Source organism: Acinetobacter kanungonis, assembly GCF_009939195.1.
Taxonomy (GTDB): domain Bacteria; phylum Pseudomonadota; class Gammaproteobacteria; order Pseudomonadales; family Moraxellaceae; genus Acinetobacter; species Acinetobacter kanungonis.
The window spans coordinates 213718-230575 of sequence record NZ_JAACKC010000005.1 but is presented as its reverse complement, the minus strand read 5'-3'; the positions used below and the strand labels follow the sequence as shown (position 1 = coordinate 230575).

Genomic DNA, 16858 nt, shown 5'->3' with positions numbered 1-16858 from the left:
TACATTAGCAAAAATGCAGTTTTAAAACCTTTATTCTCACATTTTGATCATTATATAAATTTAAAGCATGAAAAAAATCAGCCTTAAGGCTGATTTTTTTCTGTTTAGGAACGTATAAAGGGCTTATAGACCCGCTTCATAGTCCGCACTTGATAATAATGCATTCACATCATCAAGATTATTTGGCTTGATTTTATAGATCCAGCCTTTGCCGTATGGCTCATCATTAACAAAGTCAGGGTCATCTTCAAGTGCAGTGTTTACTTCAACCACTACACCTGAAACAGGAGCATGAATATCAGAAGCAGTTTTCACTGATTCAACCACGCCAGCCTGTTCGCCAGCTGTAATTTGCTGACCTACTTCTGGCATTTCTACATAAACTAAATCGCCTAAGGCATCCTGCGCATGGTCTGAAATCCCAGTTACAACAAGATCACCTTCAATTTTCACCCATTCATGCGTGCTCGCATACTTCAAATCTGAAGGATGATTCATGATGACTCCTCAAAGTATTCATTTATTTTTGTCATGCTTTATACAGGTTTTTACAGCAAAACAAAAGGCTTATAGGTACGGATCTTTACGCCAATTACTTGGACTGCGTCCACTCCAGCGTTTAAACGCACGACTGAAATTCGCTACATCACTATAGCCTAATTCATCTGCAATTTGTTCAAGCGTGTAATCGGTTCGAGAGAGTAATGAGGTTGCATGCCGATAACGGACTTCATCGACAATAGTTGAAAAGGAAGTGCCTTCGGTCGCAAGCTGGCGCTTTAAGGTTCGGTCTGACATATGCAGACGATAGGCAACATGCTCGATGCTTAAATAATGCTGCTCCGAGTGGGTCAAAATGTCTCGAACTGCCATAGAAAGCCGTCTGCGCTCACCTAAAGCTGAAAGTTCAGCTTCACATTGATTAATGGCAATTTGGCTGGCAATCGGGTCGGCATTGACCATTTTCAGCGCCAAATATTTCTTATCAAAACTCATTAACAAGTGCGGTTGGTCAAAGCGAAATTGATGATTCGGGAACTTGGTAATATAGCGTTCAAAGCCTTCAGGTTGCGGAAAATCAAAGTCTATCTCACCACCTAAATCCGTTACACCCGTAATGGCTTTCGCCATGGAAATAATACCAATGGTCAAAGCAATACAAATTTCTGAACGCAAGGGTTCTATGGTGACATCACTTCGGAGCTGCAAAGTGGCTTTTTCAGCAAAGGTAGAAAAGTAGATTTGTAAGAAAGGTAATCGCAATTGCACAAAACGGTTTGCCAGTACCAAAGCATCGCTAATGTCATGCGCCGTCATAATGGCATAACCGATAAAGCCATGAATGGAGATACGCATTTGCGTACCTAAATGATAGCCCAGCGTCGATTCACCCGTTAAGCTTTTGGCATGTTGAATTAAAGCATTGGCTACGGGAGTAGAAATTCTAAAATCGGGTTCAGCTAATTTTTCACTATCTAGCTGAAATGGAGCAAATAAGGTATCAGCTGTATATCCCCACCGAGATACGACATCTAAAAGTAACAGACCATAGACCCCTGGAATTCCTTGGTCTTGTCTAGACGAAATAGTATTCATGCGCGATCCATTGCACGTTTAATGTTGTTATATCAAGTCAGTTTTTTATATTGGCATGAAACAGAAGCACGTGCCTGATAAATTGTTCGACAAACCGAACAAAGGTGATTCTAAAACCACGCATGGTTTTAGAATCCTGAAAGATTATATTTAGGGTTGATAACTTTTACTAAACACCAGAATTTTGGTATTCCCAAGCAGCACTACTTCACCATGTTGATTTAAGGTTTCAGTTGTATAAGTCACAATTGCTCGATCGGGTTTGGATTTGGAGGGTTTAATCTCGGTAATTTCAACTTCAACATGAATTTGATCGCCGACACGGGTAGGTCTAGGCCAACGGACTTGGGCTTCTGAGCCAATTAAACCATATGCAACAGGAAAACATTCTGTCCATAAGCGCATGGTTACGGCTGAAGTATGCCATCCGCTAGCAGCCATGCCCTTAAAAATAGGGTGTTGAGCAGCTTTAACTTCATCGGTATGAAAAGGCTGCGGGTCAAATTGCTGTGCGAATTGCTTGATTTCATCTAAAGTCATTTCATAAGCACGGCTTACAAAACGGTCTCCGACCTGTAGATCTTCCAAATACAACATTAAGCACTATCCTTTTTGTTTATTTGCTGTTGTTCAATTAAAAAACCACCTGTTTGGCGTTGCCATAACTGAGCGTAAATACCATTTAAGGCGACCAGTTTATCGTGTGTGCCTTGTTCCGCAATTCGTCCTTGATCGAGCACAATTAAACGATCCATTTGCGCAATGGTCGAAAGTCGATGTGCAATCGCAATGACAGTTTTATCTTGCATTAAATCATCTAGACTTGATTGAATTGCCGCTTCAACCTCAGAGTCTAAGGCGCTGGTCGCTTCATCTAAAATAAGAATAGGTGCATCTTTTAAGAAGACACGAGCAATCGCGATACGTTGTCGTTGTCCACCTGAAAGCTTAACGCCACGTTCACCGACATAGGCTTCGTAGCCTTTACGACCACGTAGGTCTGAGAGTTGCGGAATAAAGTCTTCAGCTTTGGCTTTACGCACGGCTTCAAACATTTCTGCATCGCTGGCATCGGGACGTCCGTACTTAATATTTTCCGCAACGGTACGATGCAGCAGTGATGTATCTTGGGTAACAAGGGCAATGCTTTTACGCAAACTGTCTTGGGTGACATCTTGTATATCTTGCCCATCAATTAAAATACGACCTTGGTTAATGCTGTAAAAGTGCAATAACAGCTGAATCAGGGTCGATTTACCTGCACCTGAACGTCCCACAATTCCAATTTTTTCACCTGGGCGAATGGTTAAGTTAAAGTGATCGATGACATTTTTTTCATTGTAAGCAAAGCAGACATCTTCAAACTTAATCTCGCCATGTTTCACTTCCAAAGTGGTGGCATTGGGCTTGTCTTGAATGCTGATTGGGCGCCCTAAAGTTTTCATGCCATCCTGAATGGTGCCGACATTTTCAAATAAAGCAGACGTTTGCCACATCATAAATTCTGCAATACTGTTGAGTTTTAAAATCATTGCGGTGGTTGCCGCAATGATGCCCAGTTCTGCACGACCTTCAATCCAAAGCCATAATGCCGTACCCAGCACGCCAGCATAAAGTACAATACTGAGTGAATTAATGCTCATTTCATAGCCTGAACCCAAACGCATTTGCTTATACACCGTACGCATAAACTCTTGCATGGATGATTTGGCGTACTGACTTTCGCGACCAGCATGGGCAAACAGCTTTACGGTTTGAATATTGGTATAGGCATCGGTCACACGACCCGTCATTACCGCACGAGCATCTGCCTGTTCATTTGAAATTTTGCTGAGTCGTGGAATGAAAAACCATGCCGCAAGTAAAAATAGAGCAAGCCACACCAATAAAGGAATGATTAGAAATGGCGAAATTGAGCCGAGTACAATACTGACCGTAAAAAAGTAAATCAGCACATAAGCTAACATGTCACCCAGAATCATCCAGAATTCACGCACGGCAAGCGCAGTTTGCATCACTTTGGCAGATAGTCGTCCTGCGAAATCATTATGGAAAAAATCTAGGCTTTGCTGGAGCAAAAGATTGTGAAACTTCCAGCGTAATCGCATTGGGAAGCTACTAAACAAAATTTGATGTTTAATGATGGACTGAAAGTTCGCAAAAAAGATATTTGCCAGTAAGATCATGCTCAGCAAGATTAAATTTTGGCGATGTTCAGCCAAAAAAGTATCAGGGTGGCTTTTACTAAGCCAGTTGACCAAATCTCCAATTTTGGCGTAGAGCAATGCTTCAAAACTGGCTGCACCAGCAGTACATAGCACCAAAATTAGTAAATACGGCCGAACGCCTTTAGATGCACGCCAAACAAATGCAAAGAAAGTTGTTGGCAGTGGATCATTCAAACCTTTGCTGGGATAAGGATCTACACGCTTTTCAAACCATCTAAGCATTTGATATTCACCTCTTGGTAAAGTTGCTATATTTTAAAGTATTAGAATTACAATAAGATATATGAAATATTTAAATAAAAAAGCATGAAACTGTATCTTGGTCAGCATCGTACGCAAAGATGAAAATCATGCACAATTTTCTCAGATGACAAGTTTAACATGTGAAACTCTCATCTACTGATTCTCAAAAAGTTTTTCATATTTTGGATTTAAACGACCTGCTTAAGTTTGTTAAGGATTTTTGATCAAACACCGGTACGCTTAATCCTTTTTTTACAACATAAACATGGTTTCTAAAAAAACTTCATACACTTGTCACATTTCTAAATTATAAAAAAAGTAAGCCAAATCTGAGACTTTAAAAGCATATGAACGATTTATCAGTTAAGAAAATAAATAAGTTGATTGAAGAATTTATCCAAAGTGGAAAAATACCAAGCTGTCTAATTTTTGGTTATAAAACTTATGCCATGTTGATGCAAGATGACAAATTTGCCGATCAAATTATTAAAGGCAAAGATGAGCCACTGAGCAGATATTATAAAAAGCTTAAAATTACCTTGGTGACAGATAAGCACTATTTCCAAGTGGGATGAGTGATCAACATTGACTACAAATAGGGTGAAAAAGGCATACTGCTCTTTGACAGTCATGCCTTGAACAGGAATAGTTGTTTAAAAGAATAAAAAATGTGATATCGGTTATAAAAAAATCGTGTTTTTTCTAAAAAAAATGATAATATTTTTATCGATACAGGCAAGTTTAAGTTGTTAAGAACCTGTAATTGTTAACTTAAATAATTGAATGAATAATAAAGGTGACAATATGCGCGGATGTGTAGAACGGTACGATTCCCAAACTCAATTGGGTATGATTCGAGATGAATGTGGTGAGTGGTATTATTTTGCGGTGGAGCAGTGGAATGATCCGAGTAACTTACCAATTGACGGTTTAGTCGTTGATTTTGTCATAGATGGCGCTGATGTGACTTCAGTATGGGAAGTAAAAAATTCACATTAATATTTCCAAGCACTATTCCTATTAGATTTTCAAGAATCATCTATTAAGGTCTACTTTGGTAGACCTTAAACATTTCGGCATTTGCCATCGCCATAAATTTCTTGTCTTAAGAAAGATTTAAGCAACTTTGTAGTACTAAGCGCTTCATGAGCAGCACGACTGTCCCTAAAATCTTATTCAAGTCAGTTTTTAATCAATTTTTTTGTATATGAACTTTCTTGTATGGGTTGAAACATATTAATCTATTCAACATATGTTTTCTTCAAGAAAATGAGTCAGCCATGCTCGAAATACTTATACCTTATACCATCGCGATCATTATTTTGACCATTACACCTGGTCTTGATACCACGCTGATTATCCGCACGGCAACGGTTGAGAATCGTCAAAAGGCTTTTCAAACGGCTTTGGGGATTAACTTTGGCTGCATTATTTGGGGGGTAATTGTTGCTTGTGGTTTAGGCGCGCTTCTTGCGACATCCGAACTTGCCTTTAATTTATTAAAGTGGGTGGGTGCCGCTTATTTGGCATGGCTCGGTTTACAATTGTTAATTAAACCGCGCAGCAGTTTAGATAATAAAATTGATGTTCAAAGTACAACCAATTGGTTTTTAAAGGGGTTTTTCTGCAATATCTTGAATCCTAAAGTTGGTTTGTTTTATGTGACCTTCTTGCCGCAGTTCATTCCAAGTGCTGTAAACCCATTCTTGTGGATTATGGGGCTGGTTGCCATTCACGTTGTATTAGGATTCCTGTGGTCTACAGTCCTGATTTTTATGATGCAACCTATCTCTAAGTTTTTAAAACAGCCTAGAATCGTCAAACGCTTAGACCAAATTACAGGTGCAATTTTCTTGTTATTTGCACTGAAGCTGGTTTTAAGTAAACGCTAAGTCTTGTTTGTACTAAAGTGGTGATGATTAAAAAAGGGCTCATTTTCAAGTTGAGTCCAACAAGAAATTACAACAGCTTCGCATTTTGGCGCTTAAAATAGACCTAAAGCATATAAAACAGGTGCATTATGAAAAAAATTATAATGTGTTGCTGCTTTTTGTATTCTGGAACCTTATGTGCCTCTATGCAGGACAATATCAGCCTATGCGAAGCCATTGCAATTGTCGCAGGCAATGTAATGCAAGAACGACAGGATGAAGTGCCACTGCTTGCTCAAAAACAAATTGCACTTGAATACGATGATGGAGCACGGGACTTATATGAAGCCATCGTAGAGGATGCTTACGATCTACCGATACTTCCAAATGACATTCAAAAGCAACAAGCCGTACAAAGCTTTAAATTAGAGTATTTTGATTATTGTGAGCATGCAGCGGTTAGTGAATGAATGGTGTCATCGCTTAACGAAGATAGAAATATTTGTGACAATACTTAGATATAAAAATCCCCTCAAAGCGAGGGGATTTTTTAATTTAACTATGCGAGGTGGAGCGTTCTACATGATAGTCATGCGTAGCCTGCGCTGTATGCTGTGCCAGTATTTTCATGTCTGAACCAGAAGGGGCTTGATAAATTCTCAAACCAAATTCAGGTAAAATCGCAATCAGATGATCAAAAATATCCGCTTGAATGGCTTCATAGTCTTTCCAGACAGTTGTGTTCGCGAAGCAATAAATTTCCAGTGGTAGACCTTCGCTGGTTGGTTGAAGCTGGCGCACCATAATGGTTTGATGTTGAGAAATACCATGATGTTGCTTTAGATAGAACTCGACATAGGCGCGAAAAGTACCCAAGTTGGTTAAGCGGCGCTGGTTATAAATCGCTTGATTCGAGAGTTGTAAATTAAACTCTTCCAGTTCTTCTTGTTTGGTATCTAAATACTGATCTAAAAGTAAAAAATCTTTTAATTTCTTCTGTTCATCATTACTCATGAAATGAACACTACTTTGATCAATAAAGATGGAACGTTTAATGCGACGTACACCTGCCTGAGCCATACCACGCCAGTTTCTGAAGGTATCGGTCACCAGCTTGTTGGTTGGAATGGTGGTGAAGGTTTTATCGAAGTTCTGAACAGTCACGGTGTGTAGCGACATATCAATTACATCACCATCGGCATTCAAAGACGGCATCTCGATCCAATCGCCAATGCGTACCATGTCATAAGATGAAATCTGAACCGAAGCTACTAAGGACAAAATGGTATTTTGGAACACCAACATGAGGACCGCAGCCATGGCACCAAAACCTGCCAATAGGGTAAACACATCTTTTTTTAAGAATGTGCCTAAGATCATCAGTCCGCAGACAACAAAAATCACCAACTTAACTAGCTGTAAATAACCCTTAATCGGTTTGTTTCTAGACTTTGGATTGCGCTGATATAAGGCATTGAAGATATTAAGACTTTCACCAATTGCAAGGGCAATGGTAAGAAAGATAAAGGCCTGTGATGCCATCTGTACCAAGTTAACAATTTTAACTGAAAGGTGAGGCACAGTCACAATACCGTTCATGATAACGACTGCAGGTACAATATTGGCAATACGGCGAATGACATGGTGTTGAGCAAAAATATCACTATTGGCTGAATTTATTTTTGTAATCAGCTTACGGATACCCCGCACAACAATTTTTTTGGCAATAAAATTAGTTAGAAATGCAATAGCAAGCAAAAGTAAGATCGAAAGAACCATATCCAGCCATGGGAATTGATCTGACCAATCGAGAATATGTTGAAGATAAGCGAGTCGCTCCAAAACCTACCTCAGAGTATAAAAAATAATATAGATATTTTATAAAATATCAGAGTCGACTACTTTTTGAGTAACATTTTCGCAACATTTTAAAGAGTGTATCGCTAACGAATTTAGAAAGGACATAAACTATCAAGGTGATTCTACAGCCCTTAAGGGAAGTGGCTTTTAAAGGCTTGGAGTTCGATGTGAGGGGACAAATCATGGAGCTTTCCATCACGATGTTAACTTCAAATTCAACTTGAATAATATCTTCAATACGACTTACTACACTGCAAGCATAAGTAATTTAACCGTTTCACAAGGGAATGTACGTCAAGCAGTGCTAAAAGCGACCTTGCAGATCTAAATATAATTTTTAGAAAGTAAAAAAAAGGCGTCATAAAGACGCCATTTTTGATTACCACATTAAATCATCTGGAATGACATAAGCTGCATATGGATCTTCCTCATCAGTGACCTGTTCATTCTTTTCAGAATTGTTGACAATGATGAAGCCTGTCATTTTTTCATTAATACGATCTGCTAGCGCTTTTGGCAAATAGGCATAACTTTCTTGATCTTTGGCAATCACTAAACTACCAGACACCAGTGCATTGTAGACTTGCTGTTGTAAATAGACTTTTTTGATTTTGGATTCATCAATAAATTGATAGGCAACATCACCCGCAGCATCTTTAATCTTGTGCTGTTGAATCATTTGTACGATGGCCGCTTTGAGCTCTTTTTCTTGCAAGATGGCTTTCTTTTCTTGCTCTAGCGTATGGTCTTTTTCCATCTTCGCTTGTTGATCTTTGGCAATTTTAGCTTTGATCTCGGCATCGTCATTTCGCCCTGTACGTTGCTCATGCACTGCCTGTTTTGACAGTTTTTTCGCTTTTTTGTTGTCTACCAGACCCGCTTTGAGCAACTGAGCCTGCAATGCATTTTTAACCATAGTAAATTCCGAAAGGGTTAATGATGACGATATTGAAAGTAAATGATCCAGTACACCAGACTTAAGCAGCAACTTAAACCAACAGGAATCAGATAGGCATCTAATTTTAAATAAGGATAAATCAGGCTTGCAACCAATCCACCAATTAGAAAGCCAAATAAAATGAGTAAATGTAAAATTATTCGTTTTTGTCCGACTTTTAAGCCACGCAGTCGATAGCCTAAAGCCAGTCCTAAGTCAGTTAACACACCTGAAAGGTGCGTGGTTCGAATAATGGTGCCTTTGTAGTGACTGACCATGGCATTTTGAATACCCATAGCAGCACATGCCCATAACAACGCATAACGTGGCAAATAAGGCAAAAGCAACCAACAGATAAAAATGAAAAAGGCGACTAGACTCAGTGGAACACCATAGCGGCGTCCCAGTTGGAAATTGCTATTTCCAAGAATCAGTCCGCTATAGCACGACCCAGCCACGTAACACAGGATCACTAGAACTAGATAGAGAATTGTTGCAGGTTGCCATTGCACTAGCGCCATCGACAACATACTCACATTCCCAGTCATATGAGAAACGGACTGGTGCAATACAGTCACCAGTCCGAGTACGTTAATCATGCCCGCATTAATGGCAAGAAAGAATGCCCCGAGTTGCATCCAAAACGGTAAAGTTTGAAATGGCATATCGTGATACAACCATCCAAGAAATGTCTAAATTATTATTTATAAAATAATATTATCGCGACGCGCGATCAACTGCTGCTGTAAATAAAACGTCAGTAGATGAGTTTAAAGCTGTTTCAGTCGAGTCTTGCAATACGCTGATGACCATACCAATGGCAACCACTTGCATCGCGATATCCGAAGAAATACCAAATAAACCACATGCCACAGGAATTAACAGTAAAGAACCACCAGCAACACCAGATGCACCACATGCTGAAACGGATGCCACTACAGATAAAATCACCATCGTAGTAAAATCAACTGAAATACCTAGAGTATGCACAGCAGCTAAGGTAAGCACAGTAATTGTCACTGAGGCACCCGCCATGTTCACAGTTGCACCTAAAGGAATAGCAACACTCGCAGTTGCTTCATTTACGCCTAAGCGTTTAGCCAAGTCTAAATTAACTGGAATGTTGGCAGCAGAACTACGGGTAAAGAAAGCAGTGATCCCACTTTCGCGTAAACATTGTAGTACTAATGGGTACGGATTTTGGCGCGTAGTAAATGCAACTAAAATCGGGTTAATCACCAGTGCAACAAACACCATGGTACCGAGTAATACTGCCAAAAGCTGAGCATAAGCTGAAAGTGTTTTTAAGCCAGCGTCTGCAAATGTCACAGCGACTAAGCCAAAAATACCTACTGGAGCGAAGTTAATTACAATACGAATAACTTGATTCACCGCATTAGCAGCATCTGCAATAAAGACTTTGGTGCTGTCATGTGCATGACGGAAAGCTAAACCAAGTGCAATTGCCCATGCCAAGATACCAATAAAGTTTCCATCGCTAATCGCTGTAACTGGGTTTGCAATAAAACTTAAAAGTAAATTCTTTAAAATCTCTGCCAGATTACCTGGTGGCTGTAAATCAGCTTGTGCAGGAACATCTAAGAATAAGGTACTTGGGAAAGCCAAACTTGCAGCAACTGCACTGAATGCAGCAAGTAACATACCTACAGCATACAAAATCATAATTGGACGAAGGTTTGCACTATGACCAACTTTAAAATTGGAGATGGATGCCATAACCAATACAAAAACTAAAATTGGTGCAACGGACTTAAGTGCCTTAATGAATAAGTCACCTAAAAGGCTTAAATAAGGTGCTGCATTCGGGAAAGTGAAGGCAACAGCCATCCCCAGAATGATGGCAATGAGAATTCGCGTAACTAAACTTAAACGCGCAAAAGCTGAAAACATAGGCTAGCCTTGTCAGTACTACGAGGGCAGAGGTTAAAATTAAGTGTGCAATTCTATACCTAAAATTTACAATGATTAAAAAATATTTTGCTATAAAAACTAAATTATTCATTTTAAAGTTGATATTTTCTGTTTTAAATCGAGAAAAAACCGAATTTTATTGCAAAAAACGGCTTTTCGAGAGATTTATATAAAAATAATAGCTTTGTAATTATTTACTTAGCTTTTCAAGCTGGGCTTAAAAATTCAGGATCTAAGGCTTGTATCGCTTGATAATGGGTGAGGTGAATACGTCCATCTAAACGTTCAAATAATTTGGAATGGATCAGTTTATCCATCACAGGGCCTTTGACCTCAGAGAAGTGCAATTCAACATTTTGTTTTTGCAATTCCGCATCTAGTTCTTCCAGCATTTCCAAAGCGCTGTAATCAATCCGGCTGACACCCGAACAATTCAACACGACATATTTAACGTTTTTCTTTTCACTTAGAGCATTAATAAAGAAGTCTTTGAAACTATTGGCATTCAAAAAATTCAGACTTTCGTCAATGCGCAGTGAGAGAATGGAATCTACCGTTTTTACTGGATAACGTTGCTGGTTGCGGAAATGTTGTGTGCCTTCCACCAATCCAATTACCACCATATGTGGGCGGCTGATGCGCCAAAGCATAAGCAGAAAGGTTGAAATGACGCCTAAAATCAGACCTGTGGAAATATCAATAAAAATAACACCAAAGAAGGTGATCCACATGGCAATACCATCGGCTTTGGAATAGTGCCATGTTTCAAAGAATGGTTTGAAATCTACCAATTTCCAGATTGAAACAATAATGGTGGCAGCAAGTATGGCGAGGGGTAAATTTTGGAAAAAACCAGTAAAAAATAAACTCACGACCACAATAAAACAGGAAGATAGAATACCTGCCATTGGTGTTTTTGCACCTGCATCGGCATTTACAACTGTGCGAGACAGACTGCCTGTGACGGGAAATGCCGAACTGAGACCCGCACTTAAATTTGAAAGTCCTAGGGCAATTAATTCCTGATTACTATGTAATGCACTACGTTGTTGTAAGGCAGTCGCTTGAGCAATAGACAGTGATTCCACAAAACTGATCATCGCGATCATGCTTGCACCAGGCAAGAGTTGAAGTACAAGTGTCCAATTCCATTGCGGTAAGCTCAATGGTGGAAAGCCAGATGGAATTTCCCCTACGGTTTTAATCCCAACACCATCTAACTGAAACAATGAAACCAAAGCAATTGAACAAACAACCAAAATTAAGGGAACGGCTTTAACCAAGAAGCCGGCAAAGCGAAAACGTTGTTGAATATGGCTTAAACCCAATAATTTAGGCAAGTAAACTAAAAACAGGATGGAAGCCAGACCAAACAGTAACGTGCCCCAATGTGTTTGATTTACATAGTGATAAAAGCTAACAATTAGTTCAGGAATGTTATTTGATTGAAGGGGAATATCCAGTAAAAATTTGATTTGCCCTAAAGCAATCAAAAGCGCTGAGGCAATAATAAAACTATGAATCACAGGATGGCTAATCAATTGGATGAGAAAACCAAATTTGAACAGTCCCAGTAAAAAAGAAATGATCCCGACCATGACTGCAAGCAAGCATGCTGCCTGAATATAAGCTTCAGAGCCTGCTGCATAAAATGGTGTGAGTGTAGCAAAGGTCATCATGGAGATAATGGCTACAGGACCAATCGACAGCGTTGGACTACTGCCGAACAGTGCATAGACAATCATCGGCAGAATACTGGCATACAGTCCAGTAATAGGCGGTAATCCAGCCAGCATGGCATACGCCATACCTTGCGGAACCAGCATGGCAATCACAATCAGTGCGGAAAGAAGATCCGATTTGAATTTACTGGCAGTGTAGCCAGTCAACCATGCCGATGCAGGCAAATATTTTAAGACGCTATTTTTTGAATGAGCCATGAGCCGATCTAAATCGCAACTTTAACTCTATTATGCACAAAATTTATGCGGCATAGCTAAAAGTAGGCGAATGATTTTATTTAATTAAATGCAGGCTTGGTGCAGTAAAGTTCATAGAGGGTTTGGAGGACTTGAACTAATTTTTCATCTTTAATGGAGTAAAAAATTTGCTTGCCATCTCGGCGGGTGCTGACGACATCGCTTTTGCGTAGCATCATTAATTGTTGAGAAAGTGTTGGTTGGGTAATATGCGTGATATGTTCAATTTGTGATACGTTCAGTTCTTCTTTCGCTAAATGACATAAAATCAGTAAACGATCTGTATTCGCCAGTGATTTTAAAATACTCACGACATCCTCTGCTGAATTTCGCATAGATGTAATTTCAAAATCATTTTCCATTAGAGCGCCTCACTAAATCAGCGTATTATTATAATAGTAGAAAATGCAGATTACATGTATCAGAGTTTTCATTCTCAATGGTTTTTAATGAAAACAAATATCAGATTTATTTATAAGTAATACTTCACACAGTATGGAAATTGATTTCAATGGACACACTGTGTGAAGAGCTTATGTTAATTCTTTTTCGGCTTTACACTTTCGTAAAAATGTTTCAATTCTTTATCATTAAATTGCATGGCTTTGTTAAATGTTTCTTCATGATCTTGTACATACCAAGCCAGACGACGTTGCATTTGTGGCGCATAGTCTGGTGCTAGTAGCAGGTGCTCACGGGTAACTTCAGCTAAGCCCAATTTTTTCAGTGTTGTTAAATAGCCTTTTAAGGTAGCACTATCAAAATAGTAGCCGTGGGTGATCACTTGATTGTGACTCAATTGTTGTAAAACAGCCTTCGCCATTTTCTCAAAGGCTTTTTCTGAGAATGTTTGGGTATGGGCATATTGAGAGAACAGGCCTTGCATGACCACAAAGTTATTAAGACTACGTTCCGACAATGCTGCAAGGGTTTCTAAGCCAGTAGGGTTGTCTGTGAGTTGTGTGATTCGGTTGTCATGTTGCTCGATCCATTGATCATGCTCGAAACGCTCTAAAATACGCACAACTTGAGCTTCTACTTCATCAGTTTGCCATTTCAAGAAGAATTCTTCTTGAATGAATGGATATAAAGATTGCACTAAGCCAATCAGTTCAGACGTTTCAATTTCTCCAAAGTGTTGAATAATACGGGCAACCAAAGCAGGCAAAATAAAGCAATGCAGAATGTTATTGCTGAAATAGCTCAATAAGATTTTTTGACTTTCTGCAACACGTACCCATGTGACCTGTTCTTGCGTATGAAGCTCGACCTGCTTTAACTTCAAGGCATATTGAATGATTTCAGCACTGGAAAGTTCAGAAATAATCATTCGATCATCATAACGATTTTGCGCAAGCAGTGTTCGATACTGATCAAGGGTGGTCGTTAGCTCGTCTTCCGAGAGTTGATGTTGCGGTGCATTTAACAAAATTAAAGAAATGATGGAAATTGGATTAATCACCACGGCTTTATTGATGTTTTCTAAAATTGATTGTGCCGTTTGATCCACCGTATTTACAACGGTAGGAGGCAATTTGTCATTAAAATTCAGGCTCAGATGTTCAGCATTTTGCTGTTTTAATACATCGTCCAGAAAAACAGGCTCACCAAAGTTGACATAGACTTGACCAAAGACTTTCTCAATTTTGCGTGCTGAACTTAAGATACCCCACAGTGATTCGGCTTCTTTCGGTTTGCCACTCAGCTCATTTAAATAGGAAGTACCTTCCAATAATTTTTCATAGCCAAAGTAGGTTGGAATAAAGGCAATTGGTTTGGAGTTTCCTCTAAGATGGCTTTGAATGGTCATCGATAACATGCCTTTTTTTGCAGGCAGTAATAAACCCGTGCGCGAACGTCCACCTTCAATAAAGTATTCTAAAGGTGTATTACGCATCAGCAGACTGTGTAAATACTCTTTAAATACCGAAGTATAAAGCTCGTTGCCATTAAAACTACGACGGATAAAATAAGCCCCAGCACCACGGAACAATTGACCAACCACTGGAAGGTTGAGGTTAATCCCTGCAGCAATATGCGGCACCATCAAACCACGGTTAAAAATCACATAAGACAATAGTAGGTAATCGATATGACTACGGTGACATGGGGTGTACACAATTTCATAGTCTTGGGCCAGCTCGCGTACCGTATCGAAGTTATGCACCTCAATCCCATCATAGAGTTGTGTCCATAATTTGGTTAAGGCCAGATAACCGAAGCGCAAAGTAGAATATGAAAAATCAGAGGCAATTTCTGTGAGATAGTGACGCGCGCGATTTTCAGCTTCAAACATACTGATATTTTCAGCAATACTTTCTTTACGAATCGCTTGTTTGATGACATCACTGATCATCAAATTGTTAATGACGTTACGACGGTCGGATAAATCGGGGCCTAAAATGGCTTCTTTATATTTGTTAAAGTTGGCATTCAACTGCTTCATGACATAATGCGCAGGCGAGAAGTTAGGACTTAACTCTTTGGCTTCAGTCATGAGCTTACGCAAAGACAGCGGCTTGTGAAATTCAAGGTAATTTTCGCGACCATACAGGGAAATATTCATCGCTTGCTTTAACGGAGAAGGGGTTGACCACGCATCGGCAAACAACGCCTTATACCAAGAATCTTCATATTCAGGCGCACGTCCCCACAACATAGTGACTGGAACCAAATCTAAATCGAATTCTGGATGCTTTTCCAGTAGTTCAATCAAGCGAATGAGTTTGGCTGGATAATGCAATCCCTGTTTCAAATGATTCTTTTCATTCAAAACCAAAATAGAATCTTCTTCTTGTGCCGTGCCTAGCTGTAAGGGTTGATAGACCGAAGGCAATTGTCTTTTTTGGGCTTCATGATCAATCAGCACGGTATTGCTGAGGGACGCATCTTGCAAAACATAGCAAATAGGATTGCCGTTGGCCGAAGCTGAATATTGTTGTTCAAGTTCAGAGGTCGTGCCTAATACTTGTGGACTCACGACTTTATTTAGAATTTTCTGCGTGAGTTGACGATAAAATTGGCGATAACCTTTATTGGACATTGTTATTCCTATGAACCATGTTTCGGAGATTATTTTGTTCAATCTTGCCTAAGAATACAAATGCTTTTGCTGCTAATTAGAACATAAAGCATGTAACAGATCGTATCTGAATCCTACATGGTCATTCGACATCAACCTTGCCGAAACTGACTGAATAAAACCAAGGAAAAGGGAATGGGCATATTTTTTGCTGAATTCAAGCCAATACTTTCCCTATTCAAGGTACATCATCATGCAGTATCAGGTTTTTCCTTCACAAAAATTACACGCTGAATATGTAGTTCTATCTTCAGGTTTAGGCGGACACGGACAATTTTGGACGCCGCAAATTGAAGCGTTACAGCAACATTTTCATGTGGTGATTTATGACCAAGAAGGTTGTCATAAAAATGCGGCAATCCTTGATGAAAACTACACGATGACCCATTTAGCTAATCAGGTCGTAGACTTATTAGCCATATTAAACATCCATGAATTTCATTTTATCGGGCATGCTTTGGGTGGTTTCATTGGTGCAGAACTGGCTGTTTTGCTGGAAAAAACAGAGAAAACCATGTTGTCCTTAACCATCATTAATGGTTGGGCGCATTTAGATGCGCATACAGAGAAATGTTTCAAGACCCGTATCTCATTATTGCAATATGCAGGTGTCGAAGCCTATGTTCGAGCGCAAGCCTTGTTCTTATATCCACCAGCATGGATTTCAGTAAAAATTTCGACTTTATATTTACAGGAAAATCAACAGATTGAAAAGTTTCCACCTTTACTGAATGTCTTCACTCGACTCAAAGCTTTAATGAATTATGAACTGAAGGCTGAAACAATTTCCAGTCTGCATAAGATTCCACTGTATTTAATCGCGACTGAAGATGATTTTCTGGTGCCGTATCAACAAAGTTCTCAATTAAAACAGGTCTTTCCACATGCTGAATTAGATATTCTAGCGCATGGTGCACATGCGGTAACGGTCACACAAGCTGAAACATTCAATGCATTACTCTTGGAAAAACTATTGAAGAAACCTGTTGAAAATTTAGCGGCGAGTTAACAAACCAGATTCATCCATAGCATCAGAAAAATTTATATCAAGATTAAAAAAGGCACGGTTTAGTTAGTGCCTTTTTTATTTTATTTATTTTTCCATTTGGTAAAAAAGTGCACAAATTTAG

Annotated in this window: 16 protein-coding genes; 5 read left to right on the top strand and 11 right to left on the bottom strand. The window is 39.3% G+C overall.

From position 1 onward, the window contains the following. Window positions 1-123: 123 nt before the first annotated feature. The 4 genes from gcvH to GWK51_RS11915 form a co-directional block, all read right to left on the bottom strand. The gene (gcvH, locus tag GWK51_RS11930) at window positions 124-498 is read right to left on the bottom strand and encodes a glycine cleavage system protein GcvH (protein WP_161933873.1); all 375 of its coding nucleotides are present in this window, start codon (window positions 496-498) and stop codon (window positions 124-126) included. Between the two features lie 69 nt (window positions 499-567). Further along, the gene (locus GWK51_RS11925) at window positions 568-1596 is read right to left on the bottom strand and encodes a helix-turn-helix domain-containing protein (RefSeq protein WP_142768709.1); all 1029 of its coding nucleotides are present in this window, start codon (window positions 1594-1596) and stop codon (window positions 568-570) included. A 150-nt stretch (window positions 1597-1746) separates the two neighbouring features. After that, complete coding sequence (locus tag GWK51_RS11920; RefSeq protein ID WP_161933872.1) at window positions 1747-2193, bottom strand: MaoC family dehydratase; 447 nt, start codon at window positions 2191-2193, stop codon at window positions 1747-1749. Continuing rightward, complete coding sequence (locus tag GWK51_RS11915) at window positions 2193-4046, bottom strand: ABC transporter ATP-binding protein (protein WP_161933871.1); 1854 nt, start codon at window positions 4044-4046, stop codon at window positions 2193-2195. The genes GWK51_RS11920 and GWK51_RS11915 overlap by 1 nt, the downstream gene beginning before the upstream one ends. A 368-nt stretch (window positions 4047-4414) precedes the next feature. On the opposite strand from GWK51_RS11915, the gene GWK51_RS11910 reads away from it, so the two are divergent. The 4 genes from GWK51_RS11910 (at window position 4415) to GWK51_RS11895 (ending at window position 6408) form a co-directional block, all read left to right on the top strand. Beyond that, complete coding sequence (locus tag GWK51_RS11910; protein ID WP_161933870.1) at window positions 4415-4642, top strand: hypothetical protein; 228 nt, start codon at window positions 4415-4417, stop codon at window positions 4640-4642. 229 nt (window positions 4643-4871) lie between these two features. Next, window positions 4872-5066, top strand: a complete 195-nt coding sequence (locus tag GWK51_RS11905; RefSeq protein ID WP_158293813.1) for a hypothetical protein — start codon at window positions 4872-4874, stop codon at window positions 5064-5066. Window positions 5067-5347: 281 nt separating this feature from the next. After that, window positions 5348-5959: a LysE family translocator gene (locus GWK51_RS11900; RefSeq protein ID WP_161933869.1), complete on the top strand. Its 612-nt coding sequence runs from the start codon at window positions 5348-5350 to the stop codon at window positions 5957-5959. Between the two features lie 128 nt (window positions 5960-6087). Then, complete coding sequence (locus GWK51_RS11895; RefSeq protein WP_161933868.1) at window positions 6088-6408, top strand: hypothetical protein; 321 nt, start codon at window positions 6088-6090, stop codon at window positions 6406-6408. Window positions 6409-6493: 85 nt separating this feature from the next. On the opposite strand, the gene GWK51_RS11890 is transcribed toward GWK51_RS11895, so the two are convergent. The 7 genes from GWK51_RS11890 to plsB all read right to left on the bottom strand — a co-directional run bounded on the left by GWK51_RS11890 (window position 6494) and on the right by plsB (window position 15689). Further along, on the bottom strand, window positions 6494-7780 hold the full coding sequence (locus GWK51_RS11890) for a mechanosensitive ion channel family protein (RefSeq protein WP_161933867.1): 1287 nt from the start codon (window positions 7778-7780) through the stop codon (window positions 6494-6496). A gap of 397 nt (window positions 7781-8177) precedes the next feature. Next, entirely contained in the window at window positions 8178-8714 is a 537-nt protein-coding gene (locus tag GWK51_RS11885; RefSeq protein WP_161933866.1) for a DUF2058 domain-containing protein, read from the bottom strand. A gap of 17 nt (window positions 8715-8731) precedes the next feature. Then, entirely contained in the window at window positions 8732-9400 is a 669-nt protein-coding gene (locus GWK51_RS11880; protein WP_100240843.1) for a YoaK family protein, read from the bottom strand. 52 nt (window positions 9401-9452) lie between these two features. Continuing rightward, window positions 9453-10646: a serine/threonine transporter SstT gene (gene sstT / locus GWK51_RS11875; RefSeq protein ID WP_161933865.1), complete on the bottom strand. Its 1194-nt coding sequence runs from the start codon at window positions 10644-10646 to the stop codon at window positions 9453-9455. A 227-nt stretch (window positions 10647-10873) separates the two neighbouring features. Beyond that, on the bottom strand, window positions 10874-12607 hold the full coding sequence (locus GWK51_RS11870; RefSeq protein WP_161933864.1) for a SulP family inorganic anion transporter: 1734 nt from the start codon (window positions 12605-12607) through the stop codon (window positions 10874-10876). An 80-nt stretch (window positions 12608-12687) separates the two neighbouring features. Then, a complete protein-coding gene (locus GWK51_RS11865; RefSeq protein ID WP_100240840.1) occupies window positions 12688-13008 on the bottom strand; it encodes an ArsR/SmtB family transcription factor in 321 nt (106 codons plus the stop codon). Between the two features lie 176 nt (window positions 13009-13184). After that, window positions 13185-15689 carry a glycerol-3-phosphate 1-O-acyltransferase PlsB gene (gene plsB, locus GWK51_RS11860; RefSeq protein WP_161933863.1) on the bottom strand — a complete coding sequence of 835 codons (2505 nt, stop codon included), beginning with the start codon at window positions 15687-15689 and terminating at the stop codon, window positions 13185-13187. Between the two features lie 232 nt (window positions 15690-15921). Between plsB and rutD the strand changes: the two genes are divergently transcribed. Continuing rightward, window positions 15922-16737, top strand: a complete 816-nt coding sequence (rutD, locus tag GWK51_RS11855) for a pyrimidine utilization protein D (RefSeq protein WP_161933862.1) — start codon at window positions 15922-15924, stop codon at window positions 16735-16737. Window positions 16738-16858 lie beyond the last annotated feature (121 nt).